14 protein-coding genes are annotated in these 17,001 nt (G+C 72.2%); 7 read left to right on the top strand and 7 right to left on the bottom strand.

Features of this window, described 5'->3' with window-relative positions; translation table 11 throughout:
- The first annotated feature begins 73 nt into the window (after positions 1-73).
- Positions 74-313, top strand: a complete 240-nt coding sequence (locus tag DS079_RS00530) for a hypothetical protein (RefSeq protein WP_126984380.1) — start codon at positions 74-76, stop codon at positions 311-313.
- A 155-nt stretch (positions 314-468) separates the two neighbouring features.
- A complete protein-coding gene (locus DS079_RS00525) occupies positions 469-1,779 on the top strand; it encodes an MFS transporter (protein WP_126984379.1) in 1,311 nt (436 codons plus the stop codon).
- 89 nt (positions 1,780-1,868) lie between these two features.
- Here DS079_RS00525 and DS079_RS00520 read toward each other — a convergent pair whose 3' ends face one another.
- Both DS079_RS00520 and DS079_RS00515 read right to left on the bottom strand, forming a co-directional pair.
- Complete coding sequence (locus DS079_RS00520) at positions 1,869-2,504, bottom strand: L-threonylcarbamoyladenylate synthase (protein WP_126984378.1); 636 nt, start codon at positions 2,502-2,504, stop codon at positions 1,869-1,871.
- Between the two features lie 91 nt (positions 2,505-2,595).
- Positions 2,596-2,961 carry a DUF952 domain-containing protein gene (locus DS079_RS00515; RefSeq protein WP_010551005.1) on the bottom strand — a complete coding sequence of 122 codons (366 nt, stop codon included), beginning with the start codon at positions 2,959-2,961 and terminating at the stop codon, positions 2,596-2,598.
- Positions 2,962-2,985: 24 nt separating this feature from the next.
- Here DS079_RS00515 and DS079_RS00510 point away from each other — a divergent pair, with 24 nt between their 5' ends.
- Genes DS079_RS00510 through DS079_RS00495 form a run of 4 tightly spaced genes read left to right on the top strand, consistent with a single transcriptional unit; the run spans position 2,986 to position 5,814 of the window.
- Positions 2,986-3,315 carry a GNAT family N-acetyltransferase gene (locus DS079_RS00510; RefSeq protein ID WP_053918891.1) on the top strand — a complete coding sequence of 110 codons (330 nt, stop codon included), beginning with the start codon at positions 2,986-2,988 and terminating at the stop codon, positions 3,313-3,315.
- An 11-nt stretch (positions 3,316-3,326) separates the two neighbouring features.
- Positions 3,327-3,836: a low molecular weight protein-tyrosine-phosphatase gene (locus DS079_RS00505; protein WP_126984377.1), complete on the top strand. Its 510-nt coding sequence runs from the start codon at positions 3,327-3,329 to the stop codon at positions 3,834-3,836.
- Complete coding sequence (locus tag DS079_RS00500; protein WP_241237500.1) at positions 3,833-5,377, top strand: amidase; 1,545 nt, start codon at positions 3,833-3,835, stop codon at positions 5,375-5,377. The genes DS079_RS00505 and DS079_RS00500 overlap by 4 nt, the downstream gene beginning before the upstream one ends.
- Positions 5,374-5,814 (top strand): RNA-binding S4 domain-containing protein, encoded by a 441-nt coding sequence (locus DS079_RS00495; RefSeq protein WP_126985047.1) that lies wholly within the window; start codon positions 5,374-5,376, stop codon positions 5,812-5,814. Before DS079_RS00500 ends, DS079_RS00495 begins: the two co-directional genes overlap by 4 nt.
- A gap of 88 nt (positions 5,815-5,902) precedes the next feature.
- Here the strand turns inward: DS079_RS00495 and DS079_RS00490 are convergent, their stop codons facing one another.
- Positions 5,903-7,300 (bottom strand): PrsW family intramembrane metalloprotease, encoded by a 1,398-nt coding sequence (locus DS079_RS00490; protein WP_126984376.1) that lies wholly within the window; start codon positions 7,298-7,300, stop codon positions 5,903-5,905.
- A gap of 288 nt (positions 7,301-7,588) precedes the next feature.
- Between DS079_RS00490 and clpB the strand changes: the two genes are divergently transcribed.
- Positions 7,589-10,231, top strand: coding sequence for an ATP-dependent chaperone ClpB (clpB, locus tag DS079_RS00485; RefSeq protein ID WP_126984375.1), 2,643 nt, complete (start codon positions 7,589-7,591; stop codon positions 10,229-10,231).
- Between the two features lie 92 nt (positions 10,232-10,323).
- On the opposite strand, the gene DS079_RS00480 is transcribed toward clpB, so the two are convergent.
- The 4 genes from DS079_RS00480 to DS079_RS00465 all read right to left on the bottom strand — a co-directional run bounded on the left by DS079_RS00480 (position 10,324) and on the right by DS079_RS00465 (position 16,868).
- A complete protein-coding gene (locus DS079_RS00480; RefSeq protein WP_126984374.1) occupies positions 10,324-11,199 on the bottom strand; it encodes a hypothetical protein in 876 nt (291 codons plus the stop codon).
- Between the two features lie 101 nt (positions 11,200-11,300).
- Complete coding sequence (locus DS079_RS00475; protein ID WP_126984373.1) at positions 11,301-12,515, bottom strand: hypothetical protein; 1,215 nt, start codon at positions 12,513-12,515, stop codon at positions 11,301-11,303.
- Positions 12,516-12,732: 217 nt separating this feature from the next.
- Positions 12,733-15,690 (bottom strand): leucine--tRNA ligase, encoded by a 2,958-nt coding sequence (gene leuS / locus DS079_RS00470; protein ID WP_126984372.1) that lies wholly within the window; start codon positions 15,688-15,690, stop codon positions 12,733-12,735.
- 251 nt (positions 15,691-15,941) lie between these two features.
- Positions 15,942-16,868, bottom strand: coding sequence for an AEC family transporter (locus DS079_RS00465; protein WP_126984371.1), 927 nt, complete (start codon positions 16,866-16,868; stop codon positions 15,942-15,944).
- Positions 16,869-17,001: the final 133 nt, after the last annotated feature.

Here is a 17,001-nt window from a genome sequence, read left to right as displayed (position 1 = left end):
CCGCGCCTGATGACGGGCGCCGTGGACGCCGCACCGCCGGTCGCGGACCGGCAGAGTCAGGAAAGAAGGCAGCATGAGCAACGAGCACGTCGCGGACACGAGCCGCGCGCGAGTGCATGAGAACGAGAACATGACCTCGAAGGGCAACAACGTCGTCCTGTCGGCGGTGCTGTTCCTCGTGCTGTTCGGCCTGTTCGTCGCCGGCCTCTACGTGATGGCGCTGTTCACCGCCGCGACCTTCATCGCGGGCCTGGCCATGTGCCTGGTGGCGCTGTTCGTCACCTTCGACCTGGTGCCGCGCTTCCTCACCTGAGCCCCCGCTCCTCATTCTCCACCGTGCCCGGCAGCCCTCGCGGCGGCCGGGCACGGTCGTGTCCGGGGACGCTCCTGCCCGGCCCGACCGCCCGGGAGACCCCCTGCGAGGACCCGACGTGACGCGGCCCCCGTCGTGACGGACAATGGTGCATCGTGAACGCTCACTCCCCGTCGGCCGACGACGCCCTCCGCCCCGCCGTGCCGCGTGACGCGATGCTCGCGCGCCGGGCGGTCTCGCTGATCTTCTTCCTCAACGGTGCCTCCTTCTGCGCGATCCTGCCGCGGTATCCCGAGCTGGTGGAGTCGATCGGGCTGAGCAACACCGCCTTCGGCCTCGCGGTCGGGCTGGGGCCGCTCGGCGGACTGCTCGCGGGGCTGTTCGCCGCCCGGCTCATGTCCCGCTTCGGCTCGGCCCGCACCTCCGTGGCCTTCCAGCTGCTCGCCTCGACCTCTCACCTGGCGATCTACGTCTCCGGCTCCTGGCTGTGGCTGACGGCCGCGCTGCTGCTGGCCCAGGCCGCCGACGCGCTCACCGACATCTCCATGAACGCGCACGGCATGCGGGTCGAGCGCCGCTACCGGCGCTCCATCATGAACAGCTACCACGGCTGGTGGTCGCTCGGCGCGGTCCTCGGCGGGCTGCTCGGCGCGGCCGCCGCACAGGTCGGACTGCCGCTGTGGGCGCAGGGCGTGGCGGGCCTGATCGTCTTCGGCGCGCTCGTGCTCGGCTCCTACCGGTTCCTGCTCCCGGGCGACGACTCGACCGAGCGCGCGCCGGCCGCCGCGACGGACGGCGCCGGTGGGGCGTCGAGCGACTCCCCGGCGGGTCCGTCGGCCGCCTCCGCCGCAGAGGTGCCGCCGGTCGCGCCCGCGGGGCGGCGCATCGCGGGGATGGGCCTGCGCTCGCTGGGGCTCGTGGCGGCGCTGGGCATGGTGCTCGTGTTCGCGGGGTCGACCGAGGACGCCGGAAACACCTGGGGCGCGCTGTTCATGCGCTCCACCTTCGAGGCGACCCCGTTCCTGGCCGGCATGGCCTTCGTCGCTCTCCAGGGCGCCCAGACGATCGGCCGCTTCACCGGCGACGCGATCGTGGACAGGCTCGGCGACCGCGTCACCGCCCGCGTCGGCGCCCTCATCGCCCTGGTCGGGATGAGCATCGCCCTGCTGCTGCCCAGCCCGGCGACTGCGCTGCTCGGCTTCGCGGCGGCGGGCTGGGGGATCGCCACCCTGTTCCCGGCGGCCTTCCGCACGGCCGACAACCTCCCGGGCGTGCCCTCCGGCGTCGGCATCACGGTGGTGGGCTGGTTCGCGCGGCTCGGCTTCTTCCTCACCCCGCCGCTCGTCGGCGCGCTCGCGGACGCGCTGACGCTGCGCTACGCGCTGTGGCTGGTGCCGATCTACGCGCTGGGGATCCTCGCGTTCTCCGGGGTCCTCTCCACCCGCCGGACCGCGGCGCAGGGCTGACGATCCCGGGGTCGGGGCGCGGCGAGGCGGCGGGGAGCCGCGAGGAGGGGCCGGTGCGGGGTCGGACGGACGGGGCGGGAGCTCGCCGATCAGATCCGGTCGACGTTCCCCGCGCCCTCACGGGCGATCACGGGCTCGGACCCGGTGAGGTCCACGACGGTGGTCGGCTCGATCCCCACCTCGCCGGAGTCGATGATCACGTCGACCTGCTCGCCCAGCAGATCCTGCACCACCCAGCCCTCCGAGGGCGGGTCCTCCTGCCAGGGCAGCAGCAGCGTCGAGGACAGGATCGGCTCGCCGAGCGCCTCGACCAGCGCATGGGCCACCCGGTGATCGGGGATCCGCACCCCGACGGTGTGCTTCTTGGGATGGGCCATCTTGCGCGGCACCTCCCGGGTCGCGGGGAGGATGAAGGTGTACGGCCCCGGGGTCGCGTTCTTGACCAGGCGGAAGGTCGGGTTGGAGACCAGCACGTACTGCCCCAGCTGGGCGAAGTCCGCGCAGACGAGCGTGAAGTGGTGGTCCTTGCCGACCTGGCGGATGCGACGGATCCGCTCGAGGCCGTCCGCGTCCCCGAGACGGCAGCCCAGCGCGTAGCAGGAGTCCGTCGGATAGGCGATCAGGCCGCCCTCCTCGAGCGCGGCGACCGCCTGCTCGATCAGGCGGGGCTGCGGATCCTCCGGATGGATGTCGAGATACTTCGCGGAGCGACGTGATCTGGCCATGCCCGATGGTACGCCCGCACGGAGCGGGCGGGGCAGTCCTGCGCGGGCAGGGCGCGCGTCGGGGCAGGCGCCGGGGCGGGCACGGGCCGGGTCAGGCGACGACCACGAACTCCCGGCCGATCCACTTGGTGCGCCGCAGGCGCACCACCGCGCTGACCGGGAGCGGCCCCATGATGTGCGGGTAGCCGCGGCCCTTCCCGTCGACGTCGGCCTCGATGTCCACGGCGATGCCGGCCGCCTCGACCCGGCCCACGTCGATCTCGAGGATCACGAGGTCCGAGGGGCGGTCGGGGTAGATGCGCTTGGCGACCTTCGAGACCTGCTCGGGCCAGGAGGCGTGGAGGAAGCCCTCCTCGGCGAGGTCCCTGCCGCGGGTCGCGCGGGTGTAGACGCCCTCCGGGACCGCCGCCTCCCAGGCGGCCGACTCGGTGATGTGCCAGATCAGGGGCGAGGGCATGAGCGGCAGTGTACCGTGACCGGCATGGATGAGACCTCCGCCGACCAGGGCGCGGTGCGCCTGGTCCACGACGACGATCGCGACCGCTTCGCCGCCCTCGAGGGCGAGACCGTCGTGGCCGTCCTCGCCTTCGAGGACGAGGACGAGGTGCGCGACCTGCGCTCGACCGTCGTCGCCCCGGATCGCTCGGGGCGCGGGATCGGCTCGGCGATCGTCCGCTTCGCCCTCGAGGACACTCGCGCCCGAGGGTTGAAGGTCCGCCCCACCTGCTGGTTCGTCCGCGGCTTCATCGAGCGTCATCCCGAGTACGCGGATCTGCTGGAGGACCCCGGGACGACCCCTTCGACCACCTGACAGGAGTGACGTTGACCTACCGCATCCTCACCGTCTGCACCGGCAACATCTGCCGCTCGCCCATGGCCGAGTACGCGCTGTGCGAGGCCGTCGAGGCGGAGGGCCTCGCCGGGGAGGTGGAGATCGCCTCCGCCGGCACCACCGGCTGGGAGAGCGGCAACCCGATCGATCCGCGCGCCGGGGCGCTGCTGCGCGAGCACGGGATCGACCCCTCCGGCCACCGGGCCCGACGGATGGATCCCGAGGAGCTGAGGAGCGCGGATCTCGTGCTCGCCCTGGACCACGACCACGTCGACCCGATCCGTTCGGTGCTCGGCGCCGACCGGGCCGCCGAGACGCTGCGCATGGTCCGCGACTTCGCCCCCGAGCCCGTGGCGGACACCGGCATCCGCGATCCCTGGTACGGCGACGAGAGCGACTTCGAGCTCACCTGGGAGCAGATCAGCGAGGCCGTCGACGGGATCCTCGACCACGTGCGGGCCGGTCTCGAGCAGGGCGCCCAGGACGGGGTCAGGCGGTGACCGCCGCGACTCCGCAGCCCGAAGACCCGGCGGGCGCGGTCCAGGGGGCCGACGGGGGAGCGGGAGCGCCTCGGGGCGCCTCCGGGCCGACGGATGCGCCGCTCGGCGCCCTCTCCACCGCCGCGGCCCTGCGCTCCGGCGAGATCGACCCCGTCACCCTCGCCGAGGCGGCGCTCGACGGCGCCCGCACCGTCGGCGCCGAGGTCGGGGCCTTCGCCCACGTCCTCGAGGAGCTCACCCTCGCCCAGGCCCGCGAGGCGGGGGAGCACCTGGAGGCGGCCCGCACCGACGGCGCCCTCGAGGAGCTCTCCCGCAGCCACCCCCTGCTCGGGGTGCCGATGCCGATCAAGGACCTCACCCAGCTCGCCGGCGCCCCCTTCGAGGCCGGCAGCGCGGCGCTGCGCGGGAACATGGCCACGCGCACCGACGGGGTCGCGCAGCGTCTGCTCGACGGCGGCACCCTCACCGTCGGCAAGACCACGACCCCCGAGTTCGGGATGCCCTGCTACACCGAGCCCGCGACCGGCGCGCCGGCCCGCACCCCCTGGGACCTGCGACGCACCGCCGGAGGATCCAGCGGCGGCGCCGCCGCCGCGGTCGCCAGCGGCATCGTGCCGATCGCCCACGGCTCCGACGGCGGCGGCTCGGTGCGGATCCCCGCCGCCTGCTGCGGGATCGTGGGGCTGAAGCCGTCCCGCGGCCTCGTCTCGCCCGGACCGTACGGCGGCGAGGGGATGGGGCTGGTCACCGACGGGGTCCTCGCCCGTGAGGTGCGCGATCTCGCGGCGGGCCTCGACCTGATCGCCGGGCCCCGCCCCGGCGACTTCATGCCGGCCCCCGCCCACGAGGGGAGCTATCTCGCACGGCTCGAGCAGGGCGCGGCGCCGCAGGGGCTGCGCATCGGCGTGCTGCGCGAGCCGCTGGCCGCGGACACCGAGGTGCACCCGGCCGCGCTCGCCGGCCTCGAGCGAGCCGTGCGCCTGCTGGAGGACCTCGGGCACAGCACGCAGGAGATCCCCGCCCCGTTCACCCCGGAGCAGTGGACCGCCTTCATGCCGCTGTGGACCGTCGGCGCGGCGAGCATCCCGCTCGAGCCCGTGCAGGAAGTGCAGCTGCTGGAGCTGACCCGCTGGCTGCGCGAGCAGGGCAGGGCATGCACGGGCGTCGACCTCGCCGCCGCGTTCAGCGGGGTGCAGGCCCTCGCCCGCGGCACCCTCGAGGACTTCGCCTCCTTCGACGCGGTGCTCACCCCGTCCCTCGCGGCCCCGCCCGCGTTCCCGGAGACGCTCCAGCTCGCCGACGGCGCCGACGACTTCGCCGCCCAGTGCGCCTTCACCCCGTGGACCAGCACCTGGAACATGCTCGGCACCGCCGCGCTCTCGGTGCCGCTGCACCGCGAAGCGGTGGACGGCGTGGAGCTGCCCTTCGGCGTCCAGCTCGGCGCCACGCGGCCCGGCGACGAGCCGCTCCTGCTCGCCCTCGCCGCCCAGCTCGAGGCGCACGACCCGTGGCCGCTCGTGCGGACGCCGCACGCGGCATGAGCGACGGGGGAGCGGGCCCGGCCTCCGGGACCGGGGCCTCGTCGGGCCCGACGTCGGTGCGTCTGGACGTGTGGCTGTGGAGCGCCCGGCTGATGCCCACGCGCTCGGCCGCGACGGCCGCCTGCCGCGGCGGCCATGTGCGCCGCAACGGCGAGCCGGTCAAGGCCGCCCAGCGGATCTCCGTCGGCGACGAGCTTCGGGTGCGCTCCCCGGGCCGGGAGAAGATCGTGGTCGTCACGAGGATCCTCACCAAGCGCGTCGGCGCCCCCATCGCGCGCGAGGCCTACGAGGACCACAGCCCGGAGCCGGTCCCGCAGCTCGCCGCGGCGCCGCCCCGCCGTGAGCGGGGCACCGGCCGTCCCACGAAGCGCGAGCGGCGCCAGTTCGAGCGCCTGCGCGGCCGCGACCAGCACCCCTGGAGCGAGGACGAGCGCTGACCCGTCGTCCTTCACGGCACAGGCCCCGCCCCGGTGATCGGGGGGGGCCTGTGGCGTGAGGGCTGTGCCCTGGTCGTGACGGCGCTGCTCAGCGGGCGTGGGAGAGCAGCTCCTGGCGGTTGCTGGTCAGGCGCTGCAGGAGGTTCCGCTCGATCTGGACGACCTTCGGGTTCGCGCCGTCGGCCAGGAGGCGCTGGCGGATCGAGGCGAGGTCCGCGCTCTCGCGGATGAACCTCTTCATCACGGGCTTCGCGCCGATCTGGGTGGCCCAGCGCTTGCCCTCGCGGCGTCCCTTCCAGGTCGCGAGCATGTCGACCTCCTCGTGGGTCAGCCAGCCCTGGTTCGCGTAGTCGCCCAGGCGCACGCGGGTCAGCCGGGACTCGTCCCAGATCAGCACGACGATGAACACCAGGAAGCAGCAGGAGAGGAGGAACTTCGCGCCGTACATGAGCACCGTCATCCCGAGGCCGCCGCCGAGGCCGGCGGTGAAGTTCCACGCCGCGTGCAGCAGCATGCCGGGGATCAGCGCGGGGATGAACACGAGGAAGCCCATGATCGTGCCCCACTTGCGGGCCACGAAGCCGACGATGATGCCGGTGCAGGCGGTGTAGATCGCGTGGCCGAAGATGTTCCCCACGCCGCGGATCAGGAACAGGAACAGCACGCCGTAGCCGCCCGCCTCCTCGAGGATCCGGGTGTAGTAGATGATGTTCTCGGTGAAGGCGAATCCGCCGCCGATCAGGGAGCCGTAGATCAGTCCGTCCAGCGGGCCGTTGAAGTAGCGGCGCGCCAGCAGCATCAGCACGAGCAGGCCCGCGCCCTTGGTGGTCTCCTCCACCAGCGGTGCGCTGATCACCGGGCCCGCGAAGTTCACGGCCGCCTCGCTGCCGGTGACGATGTAGACCAGCATGCTGTTGAGGGAGTTGATCCAGTAGCTGCCGAAGGCCGCGATCGCCGCGCCCCAGAACACCGCGATGAGCAGCAGCGGGAAGGGCTGCGGGTCCCATCGGTCGGCCAGGAACATCACCAGGCCGATCACCACCAGGGAGATCCCGGCGAGGAAGGCGGTCACCGGCCACCAGGCCGGGCTCGAGCTCGCGGTGAGCACGAACTCGAGGAAGAAGTAGCCCAGCACCAGCAGCAGGGCGAAGCCGAGCACGATCAGCGAGATCCACACCAGGATGCTCACCGTCGGCAGCTGGGTGGGGTTCTGCGAGACCTCCTGCATCCGTCGGGTCTGGGTGGACCAGGCCGACTGCGGCTGGGCCTGGTCGGGGCGCTGGATCTGCGCCGGCGCGAAGCGCGCGGCGGTCAGCCCCGAGGCCGGGCGCACCGAGGTGTCGTAGGCCCGGGGATTGCCGTAGTCGATGTAGCGCGGCTGCTGCTGGAAGGACGGGGCCCCGGGCGCGGACTGCGTCGCTCCCGGCCGCGGGCGACCGTTGGGCATGTACTGGCCGCCCTGCGGCGGGTACGGGGGCTGGGACATGGAGGCCTCGGTCTCTGGAGGAGGTGCGGGGATGCGGGCGGGGGCCGACGCCCCCGTCGGCGTCGGTTCCCCTGGACGGACGGTGCGCGGCTCCGGGTCGATGCTACAGGGGAGGCGTGGCCCGCACCGGGGTGCCGGGCCATCTGTGGACGGACGGGCCACCCGCGCGGCTCGACACCCGCAAGGTTGAGCGGAATAGACTCAACCCTGTCGACGTTGACCCCATCGAGCAGGGATGATCATCCCGAGACCATCGCCCGGAAGGGCCCGCACAGCAGAAGGAGCACCGTGGAGTTCCAGTTCACCACCCGCTCGCAGGAGGCCGTGACCGCGGCCGCGGAGAAGGCCGTCGAGCTCGGCAACCCCCAGATCAGCTCGATGCACCTGTTGTGGGCGCTCGCCGGGCAGGTCGACGGGATCGCCCGCGCCGCGCTCGAGGCCGTCGGCGCCGATCCCCTGGACGTGATCCGCCGCGCGGAGCAGGCGATCGACTCCCTGCCGCGCGTCTCCGGCGGGGGCGCGGAGTCCTCGCCCACCTTCGTCGGCACCGGCTACGACGCCCTCGAGGCGGCGCGCCACGAGGCCGACTCCGCCCGCCGCACCTACCTGTCCACCGAGCATCTGCTGATCGGCATCGCACTCGGCAAGGACGCGGCCTCGAGGCTGCTCAGCAGCGTCGGCGCCACCCCACGAGCTCTCCGCGATGCCGTCCGCACACTCACCCCAGGAGATGACCGCATGAATCAGATGGACTCCCAGAACCCCGAGGGCACCTTCCAGAGCCTCGAGAAGTTCGGCATCGACCTCACCGAGCAGGCCCGCGAGGGACGCCTCGACCCGGTGATCGGACGCGACGCCGAGATCCGCCGCGTCGTGCAGGTGCTCAGCCGCCGCACGAAGAACAACCCCGTCCTGATCGGCGAGCCCGGCGTGGGCAAGACCGCCGTGGTCGAGGGTCTCGCCCAGCGCATCGTCGCCGGTGACGTGCCCGACTCCCTGCGCGGCAAGCGCCTGATCTCCCTGGACCTCTCCTCGATGGTCGCCGGCTCCAAGTACCGCGGCGAGTTCGAGGAGCGGATGAAGGCGGTCCTGGACGAGATCCGCACCAGCAACGGCCAGATCATCACCTTCATCGACGAGCTGCACACCGTGGTCGGCGCGGGCGGCTCCGGCGACGGCTCGATGGACGCCGGCAACATGCTCAAGCCCATGCTCGCCCGCGGCGAGCTGCGCATGGTCGGCGCGACCACGCTGGACGAGTACCGCGAGAACATCGAGAAGGACCCCGCGCTCGAGCGCCGCTTCCAGCAGGTGCTGGTGGGGGAGCCGAGCGTCGAGGACACCGTGACGATCCTGCGCGGTCTGAAGGACAAGTACGAGGCGCACCACAAGGTCACCATCACCGACTCCGCACTGGTCGCCGCGGCCTCCCTCTCCGACCGGTTCATCGCCGGGCGCCAGCTGCCGGACAAGGCGATCGACCTGGTGGACGAGGCCGCCTCGCGCCAGCGCATGGAGCTGGACTCCTCCCCCGAGGAGCTGGACATCCTGCGGCGCCAGGTGGACCGGCTGAAGATGGAGGAGCTCGCGCTCGACGGGAGCGACGACCCCGGTTCTCTGGCCCGCCTGGACTCCGTCCGCTCCCAGCTCGCCGACCGCACCGAGGCGATGCAGGAGCTCTCCGCCCGCTGGGAGCGCGAGAAGGCCGGGCTGAACCTGGTCGGCGACCTCAAGGCGCAGCTCGAGCAGCTGCGGATGCAGGCCGACCGAGCGCAGCGCGAGGGCGACCTCACCGCGGCCTCGAAGATCCTCTACGGCGACATTCCCTCTCTCAAGCAGCAGCTGCGCGAGGCCGAGGAGCAGGAGGGCCGCGCAGAGGGCGAGGACGAGCGGCCGATGGTCGCCGACCATGTCGGCCCCGATGACATCGCCGAGGTGGTCGCCGCCTGGACGGGCATCCCCGCCGGGCGCCTGATGCAGGGGGAGACGGAGAAGCTGCTGCAGATGGAGCAGCTGATCGGCAGGCGACTGATCGGGCAGCAGCGTGCGGTCTCCGAGGTCTCCGACGCGGTGCGACGGGCCCGGGCCGGGATCTCCGACCCGAACCGTCCCACCGGCTCGTTCCTGTTCCTGGGTCCGACGGGCGTGGGCAAGACCGAGCTGGCCAAGGCGCTGGCCGAGTTCCTCTTCGACGACGAGCGGGCGATGATCCGCATCGACATGTCGGAGTACTCCGAGAAGCACACCGTCGCAAGGCTGGTCGGAGCGCCCCCGGGCTATGTCGGCTACGACGAGGGCGGCCAGCTCACCGAGGCGGTGCGGCGACGCCCCTACTCGGTGGTGCTGCTGGACGAGATCGAGAAGGCGCACCCTGACGTGTTCGACGTGCTGCTGCAGGTGCTCGACGACGGCCGGCTCACCGACGGACAGGGCCGGACCGTGGACTTCCGCTCCACGATCCTGATCCTCACCTCGAACCTCGGCGCCCATGCTCTGCAGGATGCGGCGCTGACCGAGCAGGAGAAGCACGACCGTGTGATGCAGGTGGTGCGCGCCTCCTTCAAGCCCGAGTTCCTCAACCGGCTCGACGACATCGTGCTGTTCGACGCGCTCTCCCGCGAGCAGCTCGGCAGCATCGTCACCCTGCAGATCCAGGAGGTCGCGGAGCGTCTGGCCGAACGGCGCATCGAGCTGCAGGTCGACGAGGCGGCCACGCGCTGGCTCGCCGAGGAGGGCTTCGACCCGATGTACGGGGCGCGGCCGCTCAAGCGCCTGGTCCAGAAGGAGATCGGGGACGGCCTCGCCCGCCTCATCCTGCGCGGCCAGGTGCAGGACGGCCAGACGGTCACGGTCACCACCGCGTCCGACGGCGACGGCCTCGTGCTCGGCACGTCTGTCGAGGACGACGTCCCTGCATCCCGGGAGGAATGACCTCGGCACCTCTCTGCGGGATCGAGGTCCCGGTGCGGGCTCAGCCCTGCACCGGGACCTCGTCGTGCTCGGTCAAGCGATCTCGGACTTCGTCAGTCCCGTGAGTTCCAGACGCCGCTGGCCTGGTTCAGGAAACCTGTCGGGCCGAAGGCCGAGAACGTCGTCCACCCGGCGACTCCGCCGCCCGAGGTGATCAGGTTGTCCATCGTGCCTTCGTCCTCGAAACCCAGCAGGTGCGAGATGTCGCCCCCGACCTTCTCGCCGTAGCGCGCGCCGAAGCTCTCCTCCTGGATCTGTCCCCACTTCTCGAAGGGGGAGGTGGCGTCCTCGCCGGGACCGGTGAACTCCTCGTTCGCCATGGATCCGAGAGCCGCGACCGGGTGGGGAGCAGCACCCCAGACGATCTCGAAGCCATCGCCGATCGCAAGGCCGGTCTCGCCCGCGGCGAGGTGCTGGTACATCTCTTCCATCTCGGGGTACACGTTGACTCCGGCGGCGACTCCCTTCGTCAGTCGCCGCGCCCAGGTGGGCAGCTCCCGAGAGTCGCCGACCTTGTCCGCGACCTTGTTGAAGATCTCCTTCGAGACCTCCCGGAACTTCTCCTCGGCATCCGAGGTCCCGTCGGAGCTGGACAGGCCACCGAAGATCCGGCGTATCCGGTCGAGAGGGGTCGGGCCGCCCGGTCCGGCATCGGCACCCGCACCGCCGCCGGACGACGCTTCATCCTGCTCCTCGGCCTCCTGCTCGAGTCGGGAACCACGCTCGGCGACGTCCGATGCGGTCACGTCGGCCTGCTGCACGAGGCGCTCGAAGTCGGAGCGGAAGCGGTCGGCGTCCGGTCCCTGCCAGTCGACCGCGCTCACGACACCGGACAGGGTGGTCAGCAGCGTCTCGAGCGAGGTGGCGCCGCGCTCGAAGGCGGTGGCGGTCGCTCGCAACTGATCGGTGTCGGCACCCTGGAAGGTCATGGCGCAATATCATGCCGTGCTGCGTCGCAGCGGTCGATGGGGACTGCTCCCCATGCCGAGCCGGGGCGTCACGACGGAGATGCACGGCTCTGTCCCGCGTGTCAGCCCTGAGGGTCCCAGGGCATCGGCGCGTAGCGACGGCGTGCGTCGTACCAGGTCTCCCCGTCGGTGAGAGTCTCGCGGAAGTCCGTGAGGCCCTCGACGTCCTCCCGGACCGTGGCCTCGGCACTCTCCAGCCCGGCAGCCGCCTCCGGGCTGATCCCGCGGACCGCGTCGGCCCCCTCGCCGAGGAAATCCGCGCCCGACTCCGCAGAGGCCGGGATCGGCGAGATCGTGAGCAGATCCGCGGAGTTCTCCGCGCTGCGGAACAGCCCGCGCTCGCCGGCGCGCGCGGCCGCGGCGAGGTCGCCCTCGCCGACGGCAGCGGTCACCTCGGAACCGGTCTGGAGGACGTTCGCCCAGCTCCGATCGAGGTTTTCCGCCAGCTGACCGGCGGTGGAGCCCTCGCCGAGCACCGGTTCGGTCACGGTGTGGGGAACTCGCGCCACGCGGGCCAGGGGCTCGAAGACCGTGCCGCCGGCCGCCTCGTCGAGGCGATCGTTGAGGTGCCCGACCTCCTCGTGCAGGCCGAGCGCGGTCTGGATGTGACCGGCGACCGGGACGGAGCCGAGGGCGAGCTCACGGTCGCCACGCGCCTCGGCGACGATCTCCGGATCCAGTGCGAACTGCTCACCCTCGGGCAGCGGCCCCGACACCATGGGCGGAGGCGGGGAGGGCATGAAGGGCCCGCCGATCCACGGAGCCCAGCCGCCGGACGGGGTCGGCAGCGATGGCAGCGGGGTCGTCGGGTCCGCCGGAGCCATCGGCCCTCCGATCCACGGGCCCCATCCCCCGGGCGGCGTCGGCAGGCCGCGCGGCCCGCGGAGACCGGGCAGCGGGTCGAGCGGGTCCGAGGGCGCCATCGGACCGCCGAGCCAGCGGCCGGGATCCGCGAAGATCCCCTCACCGGCCCCGTCCCCGGGGAGCTCGGCCCGCACCGCGGCTCCGGGGTCGAGCTCCGAGGCCCGCTCCTGCTCCCACGCATGGCGTCTCAGCTCCAGCGCCTTCGCGCGCAGGTCGGCGCCGGCGGCGAGGCCGTGCTCGGCCATCGTCGCGGTGCGGTGACGGTGGGCGTCGGCGTCCGGACCGGTCCAGTCGACCGACTCGGCGGCCTCGCGCAGCAGCTCGATCAGCTGGATCAGGCGCAGCGCGCCCTCGCGCACCCGCTTGGCCAGATCGTCCAGGGTCTCGGTGTTGCATCCGCAGAAGGTGTCCATGGCGCGAGGCTAGGGATCGCTCGGTCCGTGCCGCCCGGGGCCGGGCCTCGATGTGGACGACGGCCGGATGTGGAGGAACGGTCGCAGGCCCTCGGCCCGAGCCCGAGCCTGAGCCCGAGCCCGACACGACCACGGCCACGGCCACGACCACGACCACGTCCGGACATGCGACGGCCCCGCCGCTCCAGGGAGCGACGGGGCCGTCGGTCGCCCGGTCTCAGACCACGATGTTCACGATCTTCGGGGCGCGGACGATCACCTTGCGCACCGTCTGCCCCTGGAGCAGCTCCTTGACCCGGTCCTCGGCCATGACGGCGGCCTCGAGGTCCTCGGCGGAGATCTCCGGGTCGACCTCGATCCGGTGGCGGACCTTGCCCTTGACCTGGACGACGCAGGTGACCTGCTCGGCCTTCAGCAGCTCCGGGTCCGCGACCGGGTACGCCACGCGGGAGATCCCGCCGGAGCGGCCCAGGCGCACCCACAGCTCCTCGGCCAGGTGCGGGGCCAGCGGCGAGACCATCAGCACCAGCGGCTCCACGGCCTCGCGCGGCACGGTTCCGGTCGAGGTGAGCTGCTTGGTGAGGTGGTTGACCAGCTCGATGAGCTTCGCGATCGCAGTGTTGAACTGCATCCGGTCCATGTCGCGGCGCACGCCGTCGATCGCGCGGTGCACGGCCTGCTTCGTGGGCAGGTCGGCCGGCTCGTCGGAGACGGTCAGCGTCCCGGTCTCCTCGTCGATCACGAGGCGCCACAGGCGCTGCAGGAAGCGCTGCGAGCCGACCACGGCGCGGGTCTCCCACGGGCGGGAGAGGTCCAGCGGCCCCATCGACATCTCGTACACGCGCAGGGTGTCCGCGCCGTACTCCTCGTACATGTCGTCGGGCGCGACCGCGTTCTTCAGCGACTTGCCCATCTTCCCGTACTCCTGGGTGACCGGCTCGCCCTGGTAGGTGAAGGTGCCGTCTGCCTCCGCGACGACCTCCTCGGCCGGCACGTGCACGCCGCGGGAGTCGGTGTAGGCGTAGGCCTGGATGTAGCCCTGGTTGAACAGGCGGTGGAAGGGCTCCTGGCTGGTCACGTCGCCGCGGTCGAAGAGCACCTTGTGCCAGAACCGCGCGTACAGCAGGTGCAGCACCGCGTGCTCCACGCCGCCGACGTAGAGGTCCACGCCGCCGACGCCGCCCTCCTCACGGGCGCCCAGCCAGTACTTCTCGTTCTCGGGCCGCACCAGGACCTCGTCCTCGGTGGGGTCGATGTAGCGCAGGTGGTACCAGGACGAACCCGCCCACTGCGGCATCGTATTGGTCTCGCGCAGGTAGGTCTTCGGCCCCTCGCCGAGGTCCAGCTCCACCTCGACCCAGTCCTCGGCGCGCGAGAGCGGGGTCTGCGGCTCGGTGTCGGCGTCCATCGGGTCGAAGGTCTTCGGGGAGAAGTCCGCGACCTCCGGCAGGTCCACCGGCAGCATCGACTCCGGCAGCGCGATGGGGGTCTCGGGATCCGCGGGGTCGTAGACGATCGGGAAGGGCTCGCCCCAGTAGCGCTGCCGGGAGAACAGCCAGTCCCGCAGGCGGTAGGTGGTGCGGGCCCGACCGAAGCCCTTCTCCTCGGCGTAGGCGGTGGCGCGCGCCTTCGCCTCCTCCTTGTCCAGGCCGTTCAGATCCAGCTCCGCGGAGGCGGAGTTGATCTTCTCGCCCTCGCCGGTCCAGGCCCCGCCGGTGAAGTCCTCCGGCGGGCGGACAGTGCGGATCACGGGCAGCTCGAAGCGGTCCGCGAACGCGAAGTCGCGCTCGTCCTCGGCGGGCACGGCCATGATCGCGCCGGTGCCGTATCCCATCAGCACGTAGTCGGCGGTGAACACGGGCAGCTCGCGGCCGTCCATGGGGTTGGTCGCGAACAGGCCGGTGAACACGCCGGTCTTCTCGCGGCCCTCCTCGGTGCGCTCGTCCTCGTCCAGCGAGGCGGCGCGCGCCTGGTAGGCGGCGACGGCCTCGCGGGGGCTCGCGGCGCCGCCGGTCCAGGCCTCGTGCGTGCCCTCGGGCCACGCCTCCGGCAGGGCGGAGACGTCCGTCAGCAGGGAGTGCTCGGGAGAGAGGACGCAGAAGGTCGCGCCGAACAGGGTGTCGGCGCGCGTGGTGAAGACGTCGAAGCCGGCGTCCTCGTGGTCCGCGAGACCGGCGACGGGGAAGCTGATCTGGGCGCCGTGGCTGCGGCCGATCCAGTTGCGCTGCATGGAGCGGATCGACTCGGGCCAGTCCACCCGGTCCAGGTCGTCGATCAGGCGGTCGCCGTAGGCGGTGATGCGCATGTTCCACTGGCGCAGGCGACGGGTGAAGACGGGGAAGTTGCCGCGCTCGGAGCGGCCCTCGGCGGTGACCTCCTCGTTGGCCAGCACCGTGCCGAGTCCGGGGCACCAGTTCACGGGAGTCTCGGAGATGTAGGCCAGGCGGAAGCCGTCGGCCAGCTGCGCGATCTCCGCATCGGAGGCGCCGGGGACGTCGGCGGCGCTGCGGCCCTGCCAGGCGGCGGGGATCTCCAGGCCCTGCCGGTCGGCGAGGGCGAAGGGATCGATCGTGCCGGCGCGGAGCTCCTCGCGCAGCTCGGCGATCGGCCGGGCGCGCCCGGTCACGCCGTCGGCGTTCGGGGCGTCCGGGTCGTACCAGGAGTCGAAGATGCGCAGAAAGATCCACTGCGTCCACTTCACGAACTCGGGGTCCGTGGTCGCGAGCGAGCGGCGCGCGTCATGGGACAGGCCCAGCCGATGCAGCTGGCGGCGCATGTTCGCGACGTTCGCCTCGGTGGTGGTGCGCGGATGGGTGCCGGTCTGGACCGCGTACTGCTCGGCGGGCAGGCCGAAGGCGTCGTAGCCCATCGTGTACAGCACGTTCTTGCCGAGCATGCGCTGGTGGCGCGCGACCACGTCGGTCGCGATGTAGCCCAGCGGGTGGCCGACGTGCAGCCCCGACCCCGAGGGGTAGGGGAACATGTCCATGATGTACATCTTCTCGGACGAGGAGGTGGCGGCGGCGGTGGCCTCCTCGAGCGAGGGGGCGGTGCCGCGCAGCTCGCCGACGGGGTTGTCGGCGTGGAAGGTGCCCTCCTCGTCCCAGCGCTGCTGCCAGCGCAGCTCGATCTCGTCCGCCATCGCGGCCGTGTACCGGTGGGGTGCCTCGCTCATGGGTGGATCGTCCTCCGAAGGATCAGTGCGGCCGGGGCCGCCAGGCAGTGGGTCAGGCAGTGGGGTGATGGCCTCATGACATGAAAAAACCCTCGCGCAGGCGAGGGGAGCCGCGTCGGTGCCTCGTCGTGGCCGGGCGCTCCCTCAGGAGCGCGACACGGTCGCGGGCCTTGTCCGACGCGGCTGCATAAGCAGCAGCCGTTCCGTCACCGTGCCATCCTAGCGCGCCCGTCGCGGAGGGACCCGCCCGATCAGACGTCGAGCACCGCGGAGATGAGCAGCAGCACGAGCACCGTCCCGATCGTCGTGATGAGCACCGTGTCCCGGGCGAGGTTCTCCGAGGCGCGGTAGCGGGCGGCGGCGACGTACACGTTCTGCGCGGTGGGCAGCGCCGCCATGACGACGACCTCGTACAGATGGGCGCCCCGCATCCCCAGCAGCAGTCCGATCCCGAGCGCGATCAGCGGCATGGCGAGGAGCTTCGCACCGGAGGCGACGGCGATCAGCCCGCGATATCCGTCGTCCTTCGCGAGCGGGCGCGAGCCGTGCAGGGACAACCCGTAGGCCAGCAGCATCGCCGGGATCGCCATGTCGGCCAGGGACTGGACCGGCTCGAGCACCACCCCGGGGACCTTCACCCCGATCAGTACGAGCACCAGCCCGATGGCCGAGGCGATGATGACGGGGTTCGCGACGATGCTGCGCAGCACCCCGGCCGCGCCCTGGGCGTCCTTCTCCGTGACCCGGTGCAGGACGAAGAGATAGAGAGGCGTGTAGACCGCCTGCTGGAAGAGGATCACCGGCAGGGCGTGGGAGATGTCCCCGAGCACGTAGGCGGCGATCGGGAAGCCCATGTTCGCGCCGTTGACGACGGAGCCGCTGATCGCGGTGACCACCAGATCCGCGCCGCGCCGCTTCGTGAACAGGGCCACCCCGGCGATGAGCAGCGCGCCCGTGCCGAGCCCGGACAGCCCGGCCACCAGCATCGGCAGGGAGAACACGGAGCGCACATCGGAGCCGAGCAGCCCCACCAGGACCAGCGCGGGGGAGGCGACGAAGAAGGTGGTGCGGTTCAGGACGTAGCGGCCGTGGGCGCCGAGCACGCCGGTGCGTCCCACCACCCAGCCCACGCCGATCATGGACCAGACGATGAAGAAGCCCGCGAGGACGCCGCTCACCGGGGAGGACGGGGCGAGGAGGAGGTCACCGCACCGATCCTATAGGGCGGGGCGGAAAGGGGCTTCCTGCGTTCGCGGGTCGGACACCGGCCGACGGGGAGGGCGCGAACCCGTGCCCGCCTCCGGGACCGTG

The organism is Brachybacterium paraconglomeratum (genome assembly GCF_003994255.1).
Lineage (GTDB): Bacteria > Actinomycetota > Actinomycetes > Actinomycetales > Dermabacteraceae > Brachybacterium > Brachybacterium conglomeratum.
Note: the sequence above shows the minus strand (reverse complement) of the source record. Positions and strands in the feature narration are given on the sequence as shown.